Origin of the sequence: Litoreibacter halocynthiae (assembly GCF_004365635.1) — a bacterium.
Lineage (GTDB): Bacteria > Pseudomonadota > Alphaproteobacteria > Rhodobacterales > Rhodobacteraceae > Litoreibacter > Litoreibacter halocynthiae.
The window spans coordinates 595,243-615,533 of sequence record NZ_SOBH01000003.1; the positions used below are offsets into that span (position 1 = coordinate 595,243).

The 20,291-nt window shown below is 60.3% G+C and carries 19 protein-coding genes and 1 riboswitch; of the genes, 17 read left to right on the plus strand and 2 right to left on the minus strand.

The annotated features are described in order from the left end of the window. Nucleotides 1-30: 30 nt before the first annotated feature. The 17 genes from BDE40_RS14725 to BDE40_RS14805 all read left to right on the plus strand — a co-directional run bounded on the left by BDE40_RS14725 (nucleotide 31) and on the right by BDE40_RS14805 (nucleotide 18,093). The gene (locus BDE40_RS14725) at nucleotides 31-2,466 is read left to right on the plus strand and encodes a GcvT family protein (protein ID WP_134015747.1); all 2,436 of its coding nucleotides are present in this window, start codon (nucleotides 31-33) and stop codon (nucleotides 2,464-2,466) included. Nucleotides 2,467-2,594: 128 nt separating this feature from the next. Beyond that, nucleotides 2,595-4,016 (plus strand): exosortase T, encoded by a 1,422-nt coding sequence (gene xrtT / locus BDE40_RS14730; RefSeq protein WP_134015748.1) that lies wholly within the window; start codon nucleotides 2,595-2,597, stop codon nucleotides 4,014-4,016. Nucleotides 4,017-4,037: 21 nt separating this feature from the next. Next, nucleotides 4,038-6,059: a VIT and vWA domain-containing protein gene (locus BDE40_RS14735; RefSeq protein WP_134015749.1), complete on the plus strand. Its 2,022-nt coding sequence runs from the start codon at nucleotides 4,038-4,040 to the stop codon at nucleotides 6,057-6,059. A 48-nt stretch (nucleotides 6,060-6,107) separates the two neighbouring features. Further along, the gene (locus BDE40_RS14740) at nucleotides 6,108-6,785 is read left to right on the plus strand and encodes a response regulator transcription factor (protein WP_134015750.1); all 678 of its coding nucleotides are present in this window, start codon (nucleotides 6,108-6,110) and stop codon (nucleotides 6,783-6,785) included. 35 nt (nucleotides 6,786-6,820) lie between these two features. Next, entirely contained in the window at nucleotides 6,821-8,317 is a 1,497-nt protein-coding gene (locus BDE40_RS14745) for a histidine kinase dimerization/phospho-acceptor domain-containing protein (protein WP_134015751.1), read from the plus strand. 30 nt (nucleotides 8,318-8,347) lie between these two features. Further along, complete coding sequence (gene ybeY, locus BDE40_RS14750) at nucleotides 8,348-8,845, plus strand: rRNA maturation RNase YbeY (protein WP_134015753.1); 498 nt, start codon at nucleotides 8,348-8,350, stop codon at nucleotides 8,843-8,845. Nucleotides 8,846-8,882: 37 nt separating this feature from the next. Continuing rightward, nucleotides 8,883-9,779 (plus strand): hemolysin family protein, encoded by an 897-nt coding sequence (locus BDE40_RS14755; RefSeq protein WP_134015755.1) that lies wholly within the window; start codon nucleotides 8,883-8,885, stop codon nucleotides 9,777-9,779. Nucleotides 9,780-9,784: 5 nt separating this feature from the next. Then, a complete protein-coding gene (gene lnt, locus BDE40_RS14760; RefSeq protein ID WP_134015757.1) occupies nucleotides 9,785-11,296 on the plus strand; it encodes an apolipoprotein N-acyltransferase in 1,512 nt (503 codons plus the stop codon). A gap of 14 nt (nucleotides 11,297-11,310) precedes the next feature. Then, nucleotides 11,311-11,359: riboswitch (SAM-SAH riboswitch) on the plus strand. A gap of 7 nt (nucleotides 11,360-11,366) precedes the next feature. Next, a complete protein-coding gene (metK, locus tag BDE40_RS14765) occupies nucleotides 11,367-12,548 on the plus strand; it encodes a methionine adenosyltransferase (RefSeq protein WP_134015759.1) in 1,182 nt (393 codons plus the stop codon). A gap of 106 nt (nucleotides 12,549-12,654) precedes the next feature. Beyond that, a complete protein-coding gene (gene trmB / locus BDE40_RS14770; protein ID WP_134015761.1) occupies nucleotides 12,655-13,365 on the plus strand; it encodes a tRNA (guanosine(46)-N7)-methyltransferase TrmB in 711 nt (236 codons plus the stop codon). Between the two features lie 22 nt (nucleotides 13,366-13,387). Beyond that, entirely contained in the window at nucleotides 13,388-13,837 is a 450-nt protein-coding gene (gene rpiB, locus BDE40_RS14775) for a ribose 5-phosphate isomerase B (protein WP_134015763.1), read from the plus strand. 305 nt (nucleotides 13,838-14,142) lie between these two features. Further along, nucleotides 14,143-14,451 (plus strand): hypothetical protein, encoded by a 309-nt coding sequence (locus BDE40_RS14780; protein ID WP_134015765.1) that lies wholly within the window; start codon nucleotides 14,143-14,145, stop codon nucleotides 14,449-14,451. A gap of 213 nt (nucleotides 14,452-14,664) precedes the next feature. Next, a complete protein-coding gene (gene aroA / locus BDE40_RS14785; protein WP_134015767.1) occupies nucleotides 14,665-16,011 on the plus strand; it encodes a 3-phosphoshikimate 1-carboxyvinyltransferase in 1,347 nt (448 codons plus the stop codon). Nucleotides 16,012-16,016: 5 nt separating this feature from the next. Beyond that, nucleotides 16,017-16,598 carry a hypothetical protein gene (locus BDE40_RS14790; protein ID WP_134015769.1) on the plus strand — a complete coding sequence of 194 codons (582 nt, stop codon included), beginning with the start codon at nucleotides 16,017-16,019 and terminating at the stop codon, nucleotides 16,596-16,598. Beyond that, a complete protein-coding gene (locus tag BDE40_RS14795) occupies nucleotides 16,582-17,088 on the plus strand; it encodes a hypothetical protein (protein WP_134015771.1) in 507 nt (168 codons plus the stop codon). Before BDE40_RS14790 ends, BDE40_RS14795 begins: the two co-directional genes overlap by 17 nt. After that, complete coding sequence (locus BDE40_RS14800) at nucleotides 17,075-17,476, plus strand: GFA family protein (RefSeq protein WP_134015773.1); 402 nt, start codon at nucleotides 17,075-17,077, stop codon at nucleotides 17,474-17,476. The genes BDE40_RS14795 and BDE40_RS14800 overlap by 14 nt, the downstream gene beginning before the upstream one ends. Further along, the gene (locus BDE40_RS14805; RefSeq protein WP_134015775.1) at nucleotides 17,473-18,093 is read left to right on the plus strand and encodes a (d)CMP kinase; all 621 of its coding nucleotides are present in this window, start codon (nucleotides 17,473-17,475) and stop codon (nucleotides 18,091-18,093) included. Before BDE40_RS14800 ends, BDE40_RS14805 begins: the two co-directional genes overlap by 4 nt. A gap of 238 nt (nucleotides 18,094-18,331) precedes the next feature. On the opposite strand, the gene BDE40_RS14810 is transcribed toward BDE40_RS14805, so the two are convergent. Continuing rightward, on the minus strand, nucleotides 18,332-18,739 hold the full coding sequence (locus BDE40_RS14810) for a universal stress protein (RefSeq protein WP_134015777.1): 408 nt from the start codon (nucleotides 18,737-18,739) through the stop codon (nucleotides 18,332-18,334). A gap of 189 nt (nucleotides 18,740-18,928) precedes the next feature. Continuing rightward, nucleotides 18,929-20,251, minus strand: a complete 1,323-nt coding sequence (locus tag BDE40_RS14815; protein ID WP_134015779.1) for an aminotransferase-like domain-containing protein — start codon at nucleotides 20,249-20,251, stop codon at nucleotides 18,929-18,931. Nucleotides 20,252-20,291 lie beyond the last annotated feature (40 nt).

A 20,291-nucleotide genomic window follows, 5' to 3' on the forward strand; every position in this document is an offset into this window, starting at 1 on the left:
TGTCTCTGACCATAGATCGGGGATCGAGTCATGAAATCCAGAACCAAAGTTGTCGTCATCGGCGGTGGCATTGCCGGTTGTTCGACGTTGTATCACCTCACCCAAGAGGGGTGGTCAGATGTCGTCTTGGTCGAGCGCGATGAGCTGACGTCTGGCACCACGTGGCATTCGGCGGCGCAGGTCACAAATTTCGGCATGGCCCAGACTATGGTTGGCCTCAAGTCCCACTCCATCGCGCTTTACAAGAAGTTGCGTGACGATCCCGAATACCCAGTGGGCTATCACCATGGCGATGGCGGTATTCGGCTCGCCAATACCGAAGAACAAATGCAGGGCTATCGCCACTTCGCCTCTATGGCGCGCGGGATGGGAGTGGAATACGAGGTCATTGATGCGCAGGAATGTGCGCGCCGCCACCCGTTGATTACAACAACGAACCTGCTGGGCGGGCTTTGGGACGGGCAGGACGGCGATATTGACCCCGCTCAGCTTTGCCAAGCGCTTGCCTTTCATGCGCGTAAGGCGGGCGCAGAGATCTATCGCAACACACCCGTCACCCGCCTGACGCAACACAAGGATGACACTTGGACGGTTCACACCGATCACGGTGATATTGACTGCGACTTCATCGTGAACGCCGGCGGATACCGCGTGAACGAAATTGGCGCGATGATGGGCGTGCAGCATCCTGTTGCGTCGATGGAGCACCAATATTTCATCACAGAAGACATCCCTGCCATCGCGGCGGCCGGACACCGGATGCCGCTGCTTCGCTGCCCGATCTCGGATTACTACTCGCGTCAGGAAAAGGGCGGTCTACTGGTCGGGTTCTACGAGCAGGACTGCAAAACTTGGGGGATGGACGGGATCAGCCCAAGTTTTTCCAACGATCTTTGCCCTGATGATCTGGACCGTGTGATGGACGTTCTTGAAGGGGCGTTTGAACGCATGCCCGCATTGGCCGAGGTCGGCATCAAACGGATCGTAAATGGCCCGATTACCTATACCATCGACGGAGCGCCATTGGTTGGTCCTATTCCGGGCAAGCGTAACGCCTATTGCATTATCGGTCTGCGCGCAGGCTTGGGTGAAGGCGGCGGCCATGGTTGGTTGCTTGCGCAGCAGATTGTTCATGGAGAGGCCTGCTACGACACTTGGGTGACAGACCCCCGACGCTTCACCGGACATGCGACCGTTGAATTGACTGCACGAAAGTCGATTGAGGATTATCAAAACGAATTCCGTTTCCATTTCCCCCATGAGCATCGGCCCGCAGGGCGTAATGCCAAGACAACGCCGCTGACACCTATTCTCGCTGCGGAAGGGGCAGAGTTTACCGTCGTGAACGGGTGGGAGCGCGTCGATTACATCAAACCCGCACCAGATTTTCACCCCTCGCTCAGCTTCAATTTCGATGAAGCCTTTGACGTTGTTGCTGCCGAAGTGAACAACGTTGCCACAAATGTGGGGCTAACCGAGGTCAACGGCTTCAACCGGATCGAGATTACCGGCAAGGATCGTCACGCCTTCCTTGACCGCATGATCTGTGGGACCGTTTCGAGGCGCGGTGGGCGCGTTGGGCTTGGCTACCTGCTTAACGAACACGGGTGCATCAAGGGCGAAGCGACGGTTGCCAATCTGCCCGCCTCGGACCGGGGGCCGGATCGAATCTGGTATGGATCAGCAGCCGCGTCGGAATACCACGACATGGATTGGCTGACCGCGCATCTGAACCCGGATGAAGACGTGCAACTGCGCAGCCTGACCAATGATCACACGATCCTTGTTCTGGCAGGACCGAAGGCGCGCGCTGTTCTGTCCGAGTGCGCGCGCGGCGACTGGTCTGCCGCGTCATTTCCGTGGCTTTCAGTCCGTGAATGCACAATCGGTTTCGCACCTGCCATCGTAATGGGCGTCAGCTTTTCAGGCGAATTGGCGTATGAAATCCACGTGCCAAACGCCTCTCTCCACGCCGCTTATCTGGCGCTAAGGGCGGCTGGTGAGACGCATGGCCTGAAACTCTTCGGGGCGCGTGCTGTTGATTCCATGCGCATGGAAAAAGGGTTCCTGCACTGGAAGGCGGATTTGATTACGGAATTTGATCCATTTGAAACGGGCCTCTCGCGCTTCGTTAAGTTGGACAAAGAAGACTTCATTGGTAAGGCCGCGCTATTGAAACGTCAGGCCGCTGGGCCACAGAGCCAGTTGGTCACGCTCAAGATTGATGCGGCCCATGCGCCAGCGCATCCGGGAGCGTCGTTGATGCAAGGCGACAAAGTGATCGGCACAATCACCTCCGGGGACTACGGCCACCGCGTAGGCATGAACCTCGCCTATGCTTTCGTCACCTCTGGTTTCAGCCAAACAGGTTCAACGATGCAGCTCGATTTGTGCGGCGAACGCGTTGCTGCGCAGGTCATCGATCCATCGCCCTATGATCCAGAATTCGCACGGATGCGGAGCTAATCGGTACATTTCAGGAGGATTCCTAAAGCGTCGCTTCAAGCCCGCGGCTTGTGCCGACTATCCTCGATCTGCACCATTTCTGCACAACTCCACGCGCCCATCTGCACCACCAGCCGTGACAAAGCGGCATGGAACAAAAACGCGATACCCTGCTTTGGATTGGTCTGACTGTTGCGTCAGCGCTGCTCGCCATCGAGCCCGTTCGGTGGCTTTTTACAAGCTGGCGTGACCCGTCCTACCAGTCCTACGGCGCGGTTTATTGCATCGTGCTTGTGGGTCTGGTGGGGCTGTCCCTGAAAAGCTCCCCTCCCGGCGGGCCAGCCATCGCAGGGCGCGTTTTTGTTCTATTCCTTTTTGCCGCCCTCATCCGGCTGGCGGGCCAGATGCTGGCCATCAACATCCTGAGCGCGCTGGCCCTGTCACTGGACGTCTTTGCCCTCGCGACAATGTTGCGTCTGGATCGCCGCAAGCTCGCGCTGTCGCCGTTCTGGATGGCCACGTTCTTCCTGTTCGCCTTGCCGCTTGGACCGATCTTGCAGCGGGTCGCGGGGTTTCCGTTGCAGATGGTCTCGGCCGATCTGGCGTGCCAGATGATGTCACCTTTCTTCGCGGACCTGATCTGCGAAGGCGTCCGCCTGCGCCTGAACGGCGTGGACGCCATGGTCGACCTGCCATGCTCCGGCGCGTCGGGCCTGCTGTTGATGGTCAGCCTCTGGGCCTTCCTCAACATCCTGTATCGTCCGCGCTTGCTGACCGCGTTTACGGGCGGATTGGCCGTGATCGGGCTGAGCATTCTTGGCAACGCCTTGCGAATCAGTTTGCTGGCTGGCGGCTTGGGGCAGGGCATCGACACCATGGCGCCCACGCTCCACAACTCGATCGGGTTGGTCACGCTGATGGTTGCAGCTGCGCCAGTCGTATTGCTCTATCGTCCCTCCGCCAAGCCCGTGCGCATGCTGCAATGGCGGCTGCCGGCATTTCCAAAGTCGCTGCACATTCCAATGGTCGCGGTGGCGTTGGTTGCTGCAATTGCCATCGTAAACGCCCCGAAACGCCCGGTGGACCTGTCTGCCCAAGTGGTCCCCGCACGCCTGCCGATGCAACTGCTAGGCGCACGGGCCGAGCCCATCGCGCTCAGCGAAACCGAGCAGCGGTATTTCACCGCCTATGGCGGCTCCGCGCAGAAGGTCCAATACGGGCCGATGGGGCTGAACATCGTGCGCACGACCTCGCCGCTGCGCCACCTGCATTCCCCTGAAACCTGCTTGCTCGGTATGGGCTACAGCGTGCAGTTTATGGGCACGCGCTACGATCCCCTCCCGACCTCTGTCTACGAGGCAACCGGTCCGGACGGGCGGGTCTGGACCGTCGCAGTCAGCTTCATATCGGATGACGGCCAACAGACCCCCAGCGTCGGCGAAGCTGTCTGGAGCTGGCTCGGCGGCTCCTCGCGCAGCTGGCAATCCGTGCAGCGCGTCACCCCGAAATCCCTGCCCGAACAAGACCGTATTTCCTTTGAAAATGCCGCTTTGGCGGCGCTTGACCTGTAACCCGAAACGAGGACCAAACCCATGCGACTTTTCTTTATCCTGATCCCCATATTCTCCCTAAGCGCGGTCTTTTCGGCGTTTGCGTCTGACACCGACGAAGTCGCGGGACGGGTCATCGCGAATGTGGCGGGAACGTCCTATGACCTGCCAATGCTCGACAGCAAAATCAGCGTCAACATCGAAGGCGACATGGCAACGGTTGAGGTCACGCAAAGTTTCATCAACGAAGCACATGTGCCGGTGGAGGCGGAATACCTCTTCCCGCTGAACCAGCTTGCCGCCGTTTACAGCATGGACATGCTCATCGGTGACGAGGTCATAAAGGCGAAGATCAGGGAAAAAGCCGTGGCCGAGGCCGAGTTCAAGAAGGCCGCCCAAGATGGCAAAGCCGCAGCACTTCTGACGCAGCATCGCCCCAACATGTTCACCCAAAGCATTGCCAACTTGATGCCCGGCCTGCCGATCACCGTGACGCTGCGCTACGTGCAGATGGTGCCGAAAATCGACGGCCAGCATGAGTTGGTGATCCCGCTGATCGTTGGCCCCCGATATGAAAGTGCGGCCGTGCAACTGCCGGATGAGGACAGCGAAGACGTCCCGATGACCGCCAACTCATGGACGATCAGTGACGTGCCGGCCTACCCGCAAGTCGTGGGGTTGGACTTGCCCGACACCTTCACGTCCGAACGGGTTGCCCTTGATCTGACGCTGACAGGCGGCGTGTCGATCTCTGATTTCGGCAGCGACACCCACCAACTTGCGGTGCAGTCGACCGGGGACGGCCTGACCGCAAAATTCGCCAAGGGCAAGGTGCTCGACAACCGCGATCTGGTTATCCGCTTCACCTTGGGCGGCGAAACTCTAGAGGCCGCCAGCCTGTCCCATACGGACGAACGCGGCGGGTTCGTGTCGCTGATGATCGAGCCGCCAGCCGTGCCGGATGCCGCGACGATCACCCCGCGCGAGCTGGTTTTTGTGCTTGATACATCCGGCTCCATGGGTGGCCAGCCAATGGCGGCCAGCAAAAGGTTCATGGACGCGGCCCTGCGCGGGATGCGCCCCACAGATTATTTCCGCATCATTCCCTTCGCCAATCACACGCAGAATTTCTCCAGCGTGTCCAAGCAAGCGACGGCGCGCAACATTCGCAGCGCCCGCGCCTATGTCGACAAGCTGAGCACAGGCGGTGGCACCGAGATCGACAACGCGATTCGCACTGCTTTCAGCACTCCCCAGCCTGAAAACACCATGAAGATCGTAGTTTTCCTGAGCGACGGGTATATCGGCGGCGAGGCCCAGGTGTTGCGCACAATTCGCCAACGAATCGGCAATTCCCGCATCTATGCGTTCGGGGTCGGTACCTCGGTGAACCGCTACTTGCTGGACGCCATGGCGGATGAGGGGCGCGGATATGCCCGCTATGTCGGCGTTGACGAGGATGCCTACGAGGTTGCGGAAACGCTGGCCGCCGACCTGAAATCCCCGCTGCTGACGGATATCTCTATCGACTGGGGCGATCTTGACGTTACCGATGTCACGCCTTCCCGTCTGCCTGACTTGTTCGCGGGTAACAGCTTGCGCATCTATGCCCGCCACTCCGGCACGGGTGCGGCGGAGGTCACGCTAAAGGGGCTCGTGCAGGGACGCCAAGCCGCGATGCCGGTCAAACTGACCCTGACGGATAACGCGGAAAACGCAGCTTTACCGCTCATTTGGGCGCGCAACCGTATCGCGTCGCTCACCCGTCAAATCGCTGTGGGCGAGCAGCCGGAAGCCGCAGACAAGGAAATCACCAAGCTGGGGCTGGAATTCTCGCTCCAAACCCAAAACACCTCCTTTGTCGCCGTGTCAGAGCAAACGGTGAATACCAGCGGGCATCAGGCCACCTTGGCAAATGTGCCGCTTCCCATGGTGTCCGGCGTCTCGAAAGAGGCCTATCCGCAGCCCTTCGCAGGATCGTCCTCGCCCGAACCTCAAGCTATTATCGGCTTCCTGCTGATCGCCGCGATGACCCTGTTCGGGTTCCGGCGGAGGGTCCGGTGAATGCACGCCTCGCTGGACAAACGCGGCGTGAGTTGCAACACAAATGGCATGACAGCCCGCATCCTCATCGTTGATGACGACCCTCACATCCGCGACGTCGTGCGCATCGCGGCGGAGGCGGCGGGATATGCGACGCTGGAGGCGTCAAACGGCCGGCTTGCCCTGACCCATATCGGGCGCGAAACCATCGACCTTGTGGTGCTGGATATCGGAATGCCGCAGATGGACGGGTTCGTTTGCTGCAAGGAAATCCGCGCCAAGTCCAACGTGCCGGTCCTGTTCCTAACCGCTCAGGATGACGAGATCGACCGCGTTCTGGGGTTCCAGTTGGGGGCGGATGACTTTGTGTCCAAACCCTTCAGTCCGCGCGAATTGGTGCTGCGGATCAAGGCCATTCTGGCCCGCGGCAAACCGCAAACCAAAGCCCTGCGGCATGGCGTGCTGGAAATGGACAGCGCGGGTCACAACTGCCGCATCGACGGCGCGCAAATGGTCCTGACCGCGACCGAGTTCGCGCTGCTCTCCACATTGCTTGCGCATTCAGAGCAGGTCCATGATCGTAGCCAGTTGATTGATCAGGTCTATGGGCCGAACAACACCCTGTCGGGGCGGACGGTGGACAGCCATGTCCGCAACATCCGCACCAAGGCGGCGGAACTGGGCTGCAACGATATCATCGTGACGGTCCACGGCGTCGGCGTGAAACTTGGCGCGTGCAGCCGGTGATCGGTTCGCGCAAAAAGTGGCGTCCCTCCATCGCAATGGTGATCGCCGTTGTTTGCGCGGCGCTGGTCTCGGTGCCGCTTCTGGCCTTGCTGGCAGTGCGGTTGACCTCCAACCAGTTCGTGCGCGAGACCGAGCAATCCCTGATCCAGCAAGGCGCGATCTATGCCGAGATTTACGCGGAAGCCTTTACCGTGCTGGACGGCCCGTTGATCGGGACGGCGCTGGATAACGATCAGAAAGAGCACTGGAATGCCAATCTGCACCCCGCCCGCGCGCAGTTGAATGTGCGTCGCGAAAGCGTCGCCCCGCCGCGCCCTGACGGTGAACCCGTCACCGATGCGCTGGACCAGCGGCACGCGGATATCATCGGGCCATTGCTCGAAATTGCGCGGCGTTCCCAAAGGACCACCTTGGCCGGTGTGGTCTTTCTGGATCATACAGGGCGGGAGTTGAATACAGACGGCGCGCCGTCGCTCGCGGCGGTCGCGGAAGTGCAAACCGCCCTGAGCGGTGACATTGGCGCCAAGCTCAGGGCGCGCGATGACGACTTTGAGCCACACGCATTCTCGTCGCTCAGCCGCGACACGGGGTTTCGCGTTTTCCTGACCTATCCGGTTATCGTGCAGGATCGTGTGATCGGGGTGGTCTACCTGTCGCGCACGCCACTGAACCTCGGAAAGTTCCTGTTTCAGGAACGATACGCACTTCTGACAATGCTGGTGTCGACGGTGATCGGGGCCACCCTGATCGGCTTGCTGCTGCTACGGCTGATTTCCCGCCCCATTCATGCGTTACGTGATGCATCGCGAATGATCGCAGCGGATCAGCAGCCTGACGACAACCCCGTGCTGCATTACGGCCTGCGCGAACTTGCCGATCTGGGGGACAGTGTCTCGACTATGGCGGAAACGCTGTCTCGACGGTCGCAAGAAATCTCGACCTATACGGATCACGTCACCCACGAGTTGAAGTCGCCGGTCACGGCAGTAATTGGCGCGGCGGAGCTGTTGCAGGACGACGCGCTGAACCCAAAAGACCGCGCCAAACTGCTGGGCAATATCGAAACGCAAGCGCGCCGGATGAACCGCCTTCTGGGCCGCTTGCGCGATATGACACGGCTGCGCGTGACCCAAGGTGGCAAGCCGGGGCAATTGGCGCAAATGCTGCCGCAGCTTGACGGCCTAAAGGTTGTCATGGACGCCGCACCGGAGACGACCCTGCCGCTTTCGGTCGAACACGGGCAGATGATCTTGCACCACATGGCGCAGAATTCGCGCGCCCACGGGGCGCAGGAGTTTCGTGTTGAATATGCCGACAACGTGCTGCGTGTGATCGATGATGGCGATGGCATCACCGAAAACGACAGCAAGCGCGTCACCGAGCCGTTCTTCACCACCCGTCGCGACCAAGGGGGAACCGGCATGGGGCTGTCCATCGTCGTGGCAGTGCTCGACAGCTACGGCGCGACGTTGGACTGCCTTCCAAGCGCGGAGGGCGCGGTTTTCGAGATACGTTTCCGCAACGCCGGTTGACGCCGCCCAAACCTGCTGGCAGGGGAAACCATGGCACAAATTGAAATCCTCACCGAAGACGAACGCTGGACCGACGCGGCCCTTCCCGCACTGGCGGAGAAGGCGTGCAGCGCGGCCTTGGACGAGCTGTCGCTGGACGCGGACTACGAGATCAGCTTGCTGGCCTGCAATGACGCCCGCGTGGCCGAGTTGAACACCGAATTTCGCGGCAAACTTGTGCCGACCAACGTGCTGTCCTGGCCGTCCGAGGAGCGCGCGGCGCAAATCCCCGGCATGTTTCCGATGCTGCCCGATGGGGCGCCGCACGAACTGGAACTGGGCGATATCGCTATCGCATTCGAGACCTGCACCCTCGAGGCCGACGACGCTGGCAAGCCTTTTGAGGACCATGTGACGCACCTATTGGTGCATGGAACCCTTCATCTGTTGGGCTTTGATCACACAAATGATCCAGATGCCGCCTTGATGGAGGGTTTGGAGACCAGAATTCTTGCAAAATTAGGCATTGAGGACCCATATAGGGTGTAAGGCCCGTGTATGGGGCCGATTTATTGGAAAAGGACCGATGGGCGCAGAAATAGAAGGCTCGTCTACCGCAGCGCAAAGCGCGCAGGACATAGACACGAACCAGACCGAAGTTGCGATTGGCGACGAGACGGAACCTGGACTTTTTTCACGCGTAATTGCAGCGTTCCGTGCGCCCGATTCCGACGATGAAATCTCCGACAGAAACGGGAACGGCAGGGCAATGCTCGGCCTTGGTAATTTGCGCGCAAAGCGTGTGGAAGACGTTGTCATTCCACGCGCTGAAATCGTGTCGGTGCCGAAATCCATCGGGCTGGATGATCTGGTAGGGGTGTTCCGCGACAGCGGTCTCACCCGTGTGCCGGTGTTCGAGGACACGCTGGATTCCCCGATCGGAATGATCCACCTGAAAGATCTGGCTCTGCGTCACGGCTTCAATGGCAAAAGCCCCGATTTCGATCTGGAAGCCATGGTGCGTCCGGTTCTGTTCGTGCCGCCCTCGATGCCGATCGGGGTGCTGCTGGCCAAAATGCAGACCGAGCGCAAACACATGGCGCTGGTGATTGACGAATATGGCGGCGTTGACGGCTTGGTGACCATCGAAGACCTGATCGAGCAGGTTTTGGGCGAGATCGAGGACGAGCACGACATCGACGAGGCCGATCTGTGGAAAATGGAAAAGCCGGGGATTTATCTGGCTCAGGCCCGTGCCCCGCTGGAAGAGTTCGAGGCCGAGATCGGCCAACGCCTGTCGGATGACGAGATGGACGAGGAAATCGACACGCTCGGTGGCTTGGTCTTTATGCTGTCGGGCCGTGTTCCGGCGCGTGGTGAGGTGGTCGAGCACCCCTCCGGTGCCGAGTTCGAAATTCTGGACGCCGACCCGCGCCGCATCAAGCGCATTCGGGTTTTGATGCCCGCAGGGCAAGCAAGCTGATCGCAATGATCCGTCGTGCCTTCCGGCCCGCCGCGCGGCCCAGTCGGGCGCAGTTTCTCGCTGCCCTCGGGTTTGGCGCGCTTGGCGCGTTGGGCCAGGCGCCATGGTCGCTCTGGCCGGTGGCGTTGCTGGGCTTCGGCGGGCTGATCTGGCTTTACCGAGCCTCCGCCACAGCACCCAAGGCCGCATGGATCGGCTGGGCAGGTGGCGCGGGCTATTTCGTGGTGTCACTGTTCTGGCTGGTGGAGCCGTTCATGGTCGATATCGCGCGTCATGGCTGGATGGCCCCGTTTGCGCTGTTCTTCATGGCCGGTGGGTTGGCCCTGCTCTGGGCCACGGCCTTCGGTGTGGCGCGCCGCATTGGCGGCCTGATCGCGCTTGTCGCGTTGTGGACCGCGATGGAAATGCTGCGCAGCGTTTTGTTTACCGGTTTTCCTTGGGCCACCGTCGGGCATATCTGGTCGGATCACCCGATCTTGCAGATCGCGGCTTATGGCGGCACTCCGGTTCTGACGTTGCTCACTTTGGCCATTGCTGCCGGCCCCGCTGCTCGAAAACCCCTTGTAGGATTGGCAGTATCTAGCATTCTATTGCTGGCAGGGTGGGGCTATGGCTCCCGGCAACTGGCCACCCATGCTGCGCAGAATACTGACATATCGGTGCGTCTGGTCCAGCCAAATGCTGCGCAGCATTTGAAGTGGGATCCGGAACATGTCGGCACGTTTCTGCAGCGCGCGGTGAACCTGACTTCAGCCCCTGCGGACACTGCGCCGGACCTGATCGTCTGGCCCGAAACCTCGGTGCCTTACGCGTTGAACGACGCGCCAACCGTTTTGGAAGCCATTTCACGCGCGGCGGGCGGGCAGCCTGTGATCGTCGGCGGCAATGACAGGGTTGAGGATGGTTGGCGCAACACCCTCGTGCTGCTTGGCCCCGAAGGCCGCAGGGAGCAGACCTACCACAAATACCACCTCGTGCCGTTCGGCGAATACATTCCCTTCGGCGAGGCGCTGTCCAAAATGGGCATACGCGGTCTGGCGTCGCGCGACGGCGGCGGCTTCTCTAAAGGTCCGGGGCCAAAGCTGATTGATTTGCCGGGCATCGGCACCGCCTTGCCGCTGATATGCTACGAGTTGATCTTCCCGCGCAGCTTTATCGGCCTGCCGCGCCCGGACCTGCTGCTGCAAATCACCAATGACGCTTGGTTTGGCAACATCTCCGGTCCCTACCAGCATCTGGCCCAAGCCCGTCTGCGCGCGGTCGAGCAAGGCCTGCCGCTGATCCGCGCCGCCAATACAGGCGTTTCAGCAGTGATCGACCCAAGGGGCCGGATCACCGCGCAAACCGACCTGAATGTGGCTGCGGTTCTGGACGCGGGTTTGCCCGAAGCTGCGCCTGCTACGCTCTACAGTCGCCTGTATGACTGGCCGATGCGCGGCCTTTTGGTGCTGTTGCTGATCTGGCGGATCGCCGCACGACGCCGTGTTTCCATTGACCATGCTTCGCCACAAGAGTAGGGCAGGTCAATCATTCACTGCCACAACGGCTTCCTGACGTGGCGGAGCATTAAAACCGGAGCACTTCCCCATGGCACGACAGAACTATCTCTTCACTTCGGAATCTGTTTCCGAAGGACATCCCGACAAGGTATGCGACCGCATTTCCGACGCCGTTCTGGACGCTTTCCTTGCGGAAGAGCCCGAGGCCCGCGTCGCAGCCGAAACCTTCGCCACTACCAACCGCGTGGTGATCGGGGGCGAGGTTGGCCTGTCCGATAAGAACAAGCTGCACGAATACATGGGGCGCATCGACGACATCACCCGCGATTGCATCCGCGACATCGGCTACGAACAGGACAAATTCCACTGGAAGACCGTCGAGGTCACCAACCTGCTGCACGAACAATCCGCCCATATTGCCCAAGGCGTCGACGCGGCGAGTGGCAAGGAAGAAGGGGCCGGCGACCAAGGCATCATGTTCGGCTACGCGTGTGACGAGACGCCGGAGCTGATGCCCGCGCCCATCCATTACGCCCACGCCATTCTGCGCCGTCTGGCCGAGGTCCGCAAAGACGGCACCGAGCCGACGCTTGGCCCCGACGCCAAGTCACAGCTGACCGTGCGCTATGTTGATGGCAAGCCGGTGGGCGTGTCCTCCGTCGTGCTGTCCACACAGCATCTGGACGAGAGCATGACCTCCGCCGATGTGCGCGCGGTGGTCGAGCCGTATATCACCGAAGTTCTGCCACAGGGCTGGCTATCAGCTGACACCGAATGGTGGGTTAACCCGACCGGCAAGTTCGTCATCGGCGGCCCTGACGGGGATGCGGGCCTGACGGGTCGCAAGATCATCGTCGACACTTATGGTGGCGCGGCCCCGCATGGCGGCGGCGCGTTCTCCGGCAAAGATCCGACCAAGGTGGACCGCTCGGCGGCTTATGCATCGCGCTATCTGGCGAAAAACGTGGTGGCCTCCGGCCTCGCGAAGCGTTGCACGATCCAGCTGAGCTATGCCATCGGCGTGGCCAAGCCGCTGTCGATTTATTGCGACACACACGGCACTGGTGAAGCACAAGACGCCGCCATCGAAGCCGCTGTAGCGGGCCTGATGGACCTGACTCCGCGCGGTATCCGCGAGCATCTGGGCATGAACCGCCCGATTTATGCCCGCACCGCGGCCTATGGCCACTTTGGCCGCGCGCCCGAAGCCGATGGCGGCTTCTCGTGGGAACGCACCGATCTGGTTGAGGCGCTGAAAAAAGCGGTCTGATCGCGATCCGGCATAGCGAAAACTAAGGGCGTGTCAGTGGCGCGCCCTTAGTCGTTTGCGGCATGCCCCGTTGCACCCGCCGCATGGCGCGGCTACACCGCCGCGCATGAGCAAATCAGACACAGATTCCACGACGCCCCGACGCAACTTCTATGGCCGCCTGAAGGGCAAGACCCTCAACGCGCGCCAGCGGCAGGATTTCGACGAGGTGCTGCCAGACTTTCTGCTGGACGGGGTCAGCCGCGAGGACAACCCCGAGCGGGCGATGCTGGATGTCGACGCAATTGCGCAGGGCAAGCCATTGTGGCTGGAAGTCGGCTTCGGGTCTGGCGAGCATCTTGTCCATCAGGCCAAGTCAAATCCGGACGTGCAATTCATCGGCTGCGAGATTTACGTCAACGGTGTCGCCTCCCTGCTTGGCAAAATCCGCCGCGAGGGGATGAGCAATATCGCCATCCATCCGGGCGATGCGCGGGATTTGCTGGACGTGTTGCCCGCGAACAGCTTGGACAAAATGTTCCTGCTCTATCCCGACCCGTGGCCCAAAGCCCGCCACCACCGCCGCCGCTTCGTGACGCCGGAGCATCTGGACCCGCTGGCCGAAAAGCTGAAATCCGGCCACGAGTTTCGCGTCGCCACCGATATCGAGGACTACGTGCGCCAGACCTTGGGAGAGGTGCCGCGCGCAGGCTTCAAGCTGACGGAAAACCCCGCCGATTTGGGCAGGCCTTGGGATGACTGGTTTTCCACCCGCTACGAGCAAAAGGCGCTCCGCGAGGGGCGTTCGCCGCATTACATGACCTTCATACGCGATTAACTTTCAAACGGGATCATCTGCCATGACAGCCAAGACACGCATCGTCCTTTCGAGCGACCACGCCGACATCAAGCTGCGCCAGACCATCGCCGCGCATGTCGCGGGTCTTGGCTACGAGGTCGAAGACATCGGCCCGATGACTTCGGAAAGCACGCCCTATCCCCAACACGGCGAAGCCGCCGCGCGGCGTGTGGCGTCCGGCGACTGTGATTTGGGCATCATCGTGTGCGGCACGGGTCAGGGCATCATGATGGCCGCCAACAAGGTCAAAGGCATCCGCTGCGGTGTCTGCTCCGACACGTTCTCTGCCCGCATGATCCGCCAACACAACAACGCCAACATGCTGTCGATTGGGGCGCGTGTGATCGGCGAGGGGCTGGTGCTTGATATTGTGGACGCCTTCTTGAGCGCCGAGTTCGAGGGCGGTCGCCACGCCACGCGGGTGGATATGATCACGGCGATTGAGGGGTAGCGATACCTGTTGGAGCGCACGCCGGGCGGTCGGCGGACCGGGGGTGGGCGATCCTTCGGTGCAGTTTGGCAGTTTATCTCTGCCAAGTTTATCGTCCCTCACAAGCCGGTGCGCCCGTTGCAAAATCGCCGACCCGTGGGACGGTCCGACGATCGCCCGGCGCCTACGGCTTGCTTCCGGACGAGAGATGGCGAGCAGTAATGTCTGCTTTGAGCCCATACCTACCAACACAATGTAGGAATGATCTCACATACATGCATCGCAATTTGTTAAATCAGGTGTAAGTTTGGCTGCGACCATGATTTATGGATTTTTGGAAAGTGCAGGGGAATAATTTGAGGCTTGTTGATTGGTTCATCGAATACATTGATATTTACGATCACCGGATGACTGTTAGGGATGAGGTGACAAAAACCCGCGCACTTTTGGCAGGTTTTTTGGCTTGCTATTTAAGTCTTTTAGTCACTGGATTTTTGTTGCTTTCCCTCTTTTGGGTCTTTGATAACTCTATATCACCAACTCTGTTGTTCGAACGTTCATCTCAAAAATCGTTGCTGGTGCTTGGCACTATATGGGGAGCGTTCGGTTTTTTCTCAGGACGAGGTAAACAATGAACGTTTCCAGAATCCGATACTGCTTTGAGGTAATCGGCACAGCCCGTGACCGAACTAATGTCGGCTAAGTCCGCATTGCGGACCTTTGACCCAGTGTGTTGCAATGAGGTTAACCGAAACGCGCCGCTTCTACCCACGACAAACCACCATGGACCCTCACGCACCTCTGGGCTATCACGTCAGGGCTTTTGACTGACCAGAGAGAACTGCCCTATGTCCGGCCACGGTGACCCCATTCCAATGACCTCCCGCGCTGGCGGCGCGTTAACTGGCGAGGCGCATGTGCCGGGGGATAAATCCATCTCCCACCGCTCGCTGATTTTGGGCGCGATGGCTGTGGGGGAGACCAAGGTCTCCGGTCTGCTGGAAGGCCAAGACGTGCTGGACACGGGCCGCGCGATGCAGGCCTTTGGGGCGGAGGTTATCAACCACGGCAGCGGCAACTGGTCGGTGCATGGCGTGGGCGTCGGCGGCTTTGCGGAGCCTGACCACGTGATCGACTGCGGTAACTCCGGCACTGGCGTTCGGTTGATCATGGGGGCAATGGCGACCTCGCCCATCACCGCGACCTTCACGGGCGATACCTCCCTCAATGGTCGTCCCATGGGCCGCGTGACCGACCCGCTGGCGCTGTTCGGAACGCAAAGCTATGGGCGCAAGGGCGGGCGGTTGCCGATGACCATCGTGGGCGCTGCGAACGCGGCCCCCGTGCGCTACACCGTGCCGATGCCGTCGGCTCAGGTGAAATCCGCCGTACTGCTGGCGGGGCTGAATGCGGCTGGTGAGACCGTGGTGATTGAGAAAGAAGCGACCCGCGACCACTCGGAACGGATGTTGGCGGGTTTTGGTGCCAACCTGAGCGTCGACGACACCAAGGAAGGCCGCGTGATCACGCTGCAAGGCCAGCCCGAGCTTAAGCCGCAAACCATCACCGTGCCGCGCGACCCAAGCTCCGCTGCATTCCCTGTCTGCGCGGGGATCGTCGCCCAAGGCTCCGACGTGCTGGTGCCAGGGATCGGCTTGAACCCCACCCGTGCGGGGTTGTTCACCACGTTGCAGGAAATGGGCGCGGACCTGACATTCGAAAATATGCGCGAAGAAGGCGGGGAGCCTGTGGCGGACCTGCGCGCCAAATTCTCCGACAACATGAAGGGGATCGAGGTGCCACCGGAGCGCGCGGCGTCGATGATCGACGAATATCCGGTGCTGTCCGTTGTCGCGGCTTTTGCCACGGGCAAGACCGTCATGCGCGGCGTCAAGGAATTGCGGGTCAAGGAAAGCGACCGCATCGACGCCATGGCGCGCGGGCTGGAAGCCTGCGGGGTGACAGTCGAGGAAGACGAGGATACCTTCATCGTGCACGGTATGGGCGTAGGCGGCGTTCCGGGGGGTGGCACTTGCGCGACGCATTTGGATCACCGCATTGCCATGTCGTTTATGGTGCTGGGGCTGGGCACGCAAAAGCCGGTCCATATTGACGACGGGGGGCCGATCGCGACGTCCTTCCCGATTTTTGAGGATTTGATGCGCGATTTGGGCGCGAATATTACAAGGGACTAGGGTTTATGCAGAAGTATTTTGCGAGTGTTGTTGTCGGTGGCGAAGGTGAATTGGACGCCAACTCGCGCATTTTTGTCGGGCATTCCGACAGCATAGCGCAGTTTCTGGCCACACTGATGATGGCCTTTGATCAAGACGACACCAAACTGCTTTTGCTGCGCCGCGCCGCGTTGCTGGATGATTTCGAGGAGGGCGACTTTGATGCCCCGATCAACCTTGGCCCCGTAAAGGCGATGGACATCCAGCCCGGCCGCCTGATCGCGGGTGACCCCTATCCCGGCGCATTGCCACAGGCTTTGCCCGAAAGCGGCTGCAAAATGGCACTGGTGGAGCTGGCGGTGAAATCCGGCGGCGGCCAAGTCGCACTGGTGGGAGTGAAGGCCGACAACGCCATCCAAGGCCTGCGCATCATGCTCAGCGATGCGGAGCAGGGCGGCGCGACAATCACCTCGGTCGAGGGGCTGATGGATTCCGAACTGCATGCCGACGACGCCTATGACTTCGACGCCAAGCCAAGTGCATTGGCAGCGCGGGTCGCAAAGGGCGAGCATATCGCGATGAGCGAGCCGATTGCGTTCGGTTCCTAAATCCCTGCTTTGGGCGTGGGCGGTCGCGACCGCCGCGCTCTATGGCGTGTTGGCCTACGGGTCCTACGTCACCTTGCCCTTCCTTGCGAGGGGCATTTTGGGCTTTGATATGCGACCATTCGGGATGCCCTTCGACATTGCCGAACCCTACATCGTAAACCTGACGTCGGACGCGCAAGGTTACTACTTTGGCGTTCTGAGGCCATTGGATACCGCCTTCATTGTGGCGTTGGTCTTGCTCGCGGTGGCATTGGCCCAGAGGTTTGGCGGAAAGCTGTTCTGGTTGAGTCTTTGCGCCGCATTCCTGTATGGCGCGGCCGACTTTGTTGAGAATTGGCTTGTCGGGCTTGCCATGGGCGACGGGTTCCACCTGATTGCCCCAGAGGCATTTGAAAAGATTGCCCAGTTCACAAAATTGAAATTCGCAGCCTTGGTGCTGATGGCCGCCAGCCTGCTCCTGCAATGGAGGCGCGCCGATGCCCAAAGGTAGCTGCTTGTGCGGCCAGATCACCTACACCGTCACTGGCCCTTTGCGCCCCGTTATCGCGTGCCATTGCCAGCAATGCCGCAAGTCCAGCGGGCATCATGTGGCGGCGACCTCGGCGGCGCGGGGTGATGTGGAGATTACGGGCGAGGTGACGTGGTACGCATCCTCCCCCACCGCACGGCGCGGGTTCTGCGGCACCTGCGGCAGCCAGATATTCTGGGACGGGCCGGGGGTGAACCTCTCCATTTCTGCGGGCAGCTTTGACGGTGACGCTGGGCTTAGGCTTGCGGGCCACATCTTTTGCGCCGACAAAGGGGACTATTACGAAATCTCTGACGATCTGCCTTGTGCGGATGCCGAAGACCCCATGTTGACGACACAAGTGCCATGAAATTCACAGTTGCAATCGACGGGCCAGCCGCAGCCGGAAAAGGGACATTGTCCAAGCGTGTGGCCGAAGAATTCGGCTTCGCGCATCTGGACACCGGACTGCTTTATCGCGCCACGGGTGCGCGGGTTCTCGCAGGCGCCGACTCGGTGGAGGCGGCGACAAGCCTCGAGCCCGAGGATATGGAGCGCGACGATTTGCGGACCACGGCTGTGGCGCAAGCGGCTTCCAAGGTTGCGGCGATCCCTGAGGTCCGCGCGGCACTGGTGCAGTTCCAGCGCGACTTTGCCCGCCGCGAGGGTGGTGCCGTGCTGGACGGGCGCGACATTGGAACGGTGATTTGTCCCGATGCGGATGTGAAGCTGTTCGTCACGGCCTCCGACGCGGTCCGTGCGGAGCGGCGCTATCTGGAGCTGTCGGCAAACGGCCACGAGGTCACCCGCGAGGGTGTGCTGCGAGACCTGACGGAGCGCGACGCCCGCGACCGTGACCGCGAAACGGCCCCGATGGCGGCGGCTGAAGACGCGGTGGTGATCGACACCTCGGACATGTTCATTCACGACGCGGTTGCGGCCGCAACCCGAGTGGTTCGGGCGCGGATAAAAGCTGTCTCGGACTAAGAAAAGATAGGCGGCCGCCCATTTCGGGCTGCGGTCATCTTTATTACAGGCGTTACCCTGCATCCCTTGGGGGTCAAGTGCCCCTATATTTGCCGGCGGTCGCGGGAAACTCCTTGCGCGGAGCCATGGAACACAGATCGAATGCGAGGCGGTAAGAGCGCCACGCGTTTGGTTAACCGAGGACAGGGTATAGGGCGGATGCGTTAAGGTTTGGTGGTGGCTGCGTTCGGTGCCTTTGCTACCGGATTACATGAACGGCGCATTTTGCATGGCGGACGACTCTGGCGGCGGTGGAGCCCAAAAACAGGTCGCTGAACCCCGGTCTGTGCGATGCCAGCACGATGCAGTCGATACCATTATTGTTGGCGTAATCGACGATGGAGCGCCCCGCGTGACCGGAAATCATTTTTGGCGTTGCACCTGACAGATCCTTGGCCGCCTTAGCCAGAGAGGCCTCGGCCTCGCGCCGTGTCGAGGCAAGCACGTCGCGCGGAATAGAGGAGGTGACGTAGTCTGGAATGTCCTCTATCACATGCGCCACCGTAAACTTTGCATCCTTGTCCGCCAGCGCGCGCGCGACGGCATAGGATGCCTGAGTGTCGTGGTCGTTATCGAAAACGACCGGTACGAGGATATTCTTATACATGGTTCCATCTCCAACTTGGTTTCATTTGCAGTGATACCCCGAATCTACACGCACTGGCGTGGCCGGTCGTTGCGTTAGGTCAATTGGGGCTGCAGGGGCGATAGGGTACTCAGAGTGGCTACGCGCGAATGGCGGCTTTGGAACCCAAGACTCCCCAATGCTGCGGTTGTCACGAACGTCTGCTCTCGATCAAATCCCCAGAGATTTACGCACTTCCACGAGAACCGTGCTCAAGCCAGCCTTCGGGACACCACCAAAGGCCAGCCGTAACGCCTGCGGGACCGCTGTGGTGGTTGCGTATGGCTCCGCTCCAGATACCAAAATGCGGCTTTCCCTTAAGCGACTAATGATGGGCTCAGCCCGAACAGCTTGATCGAGGGGCAGCCATGCAAACCCAGCATTGGGATGGGCCACAATGGGGATGCCTTCGAAGATGGCATTGCAAATCTGCTGACGCTCTGCTCCGTCGCGCCTTCGGTTTTCTTCGGATGCGGCCAAGGTGCCGTCCTCAATCCAGCCTGTCACCAACCCCGAGATCAACGCCGGAGCGTTCCAGGTTGTTGCACGGATCGCTTCGATCAATTGGTCTATGTGCGTCGCCGGTGCAATCACATATCCAATACGCAGGCCCGTCGCGATGCTCTTGGAAAACCCGCCAACGTGTATCGTCCGTTCCGGGGCCAAGGTGAGAAACGTCGGTGGTGGATCGGGTTCCAGAAACGCATAGGCGGCATCTTCGATGATAAGAAGGTCATGCTTTTGCGCGACCTCAATCAAACGACCGCGTGTTACTTCGTCCATCACCGACCCAAGCGGATTGTGTACGGTCGGCATCAGATAGACAGCTTTGATCGGTCGCAAGCGGCACTGTCGATCGAGATCATCAGGGTCCATTATGCCCTGAACCCCCTCGATTGAGGTGACGTCTAGCCCCTGCAAGGCAACAACCGACTTGAAGCCGGGATATGTCAACGCATCAACCGCCACAATATCTCCGCGCCGAAGAAGCCCAAGGGCTGTTATCGCCAATCCATGCTGGCCTCCGGACGTCACCAAAAGACGCTCTGGTTCAACGCGATCCAAAGTGGAGTGAAGGCTTTCAGCGATGATCCGTCGTTCATGGAGCCGCCCGCCATGGGGCTGATAGCGCAGCATCGCCTCCAAATCGCCTGCCGTCGCCAGCCTTCGAAGACCGGCACGCAACGCATCAACGTCAGCGGCATCACCCGGCATATTGAACACAAGATCGATCAAGCCATCACTGGCGGTCTGATGGATGCCCAGTGTCATGGGTAAATCGAGGTCACGCACGAAGGTGCCGCGCCCGGCCTCTCCGACAACGAGCCCCCGACGCTCCAACTCTGCATAGACGCGGGTGGCCGTCGCGAGGGCGATGTCAAACTGTTCGGCAAAGGCGCGATGCGTGGGCAGTTTGGTTCCCGGCACCAATTTGCCCGTTTGGATCGAACGGGCCATCGTATCGGCGAGGGTCAGGTATCTGGCTTTGGGCATTGTCTCACTGTATCTATGACAATTTAAAAATTGTTATATT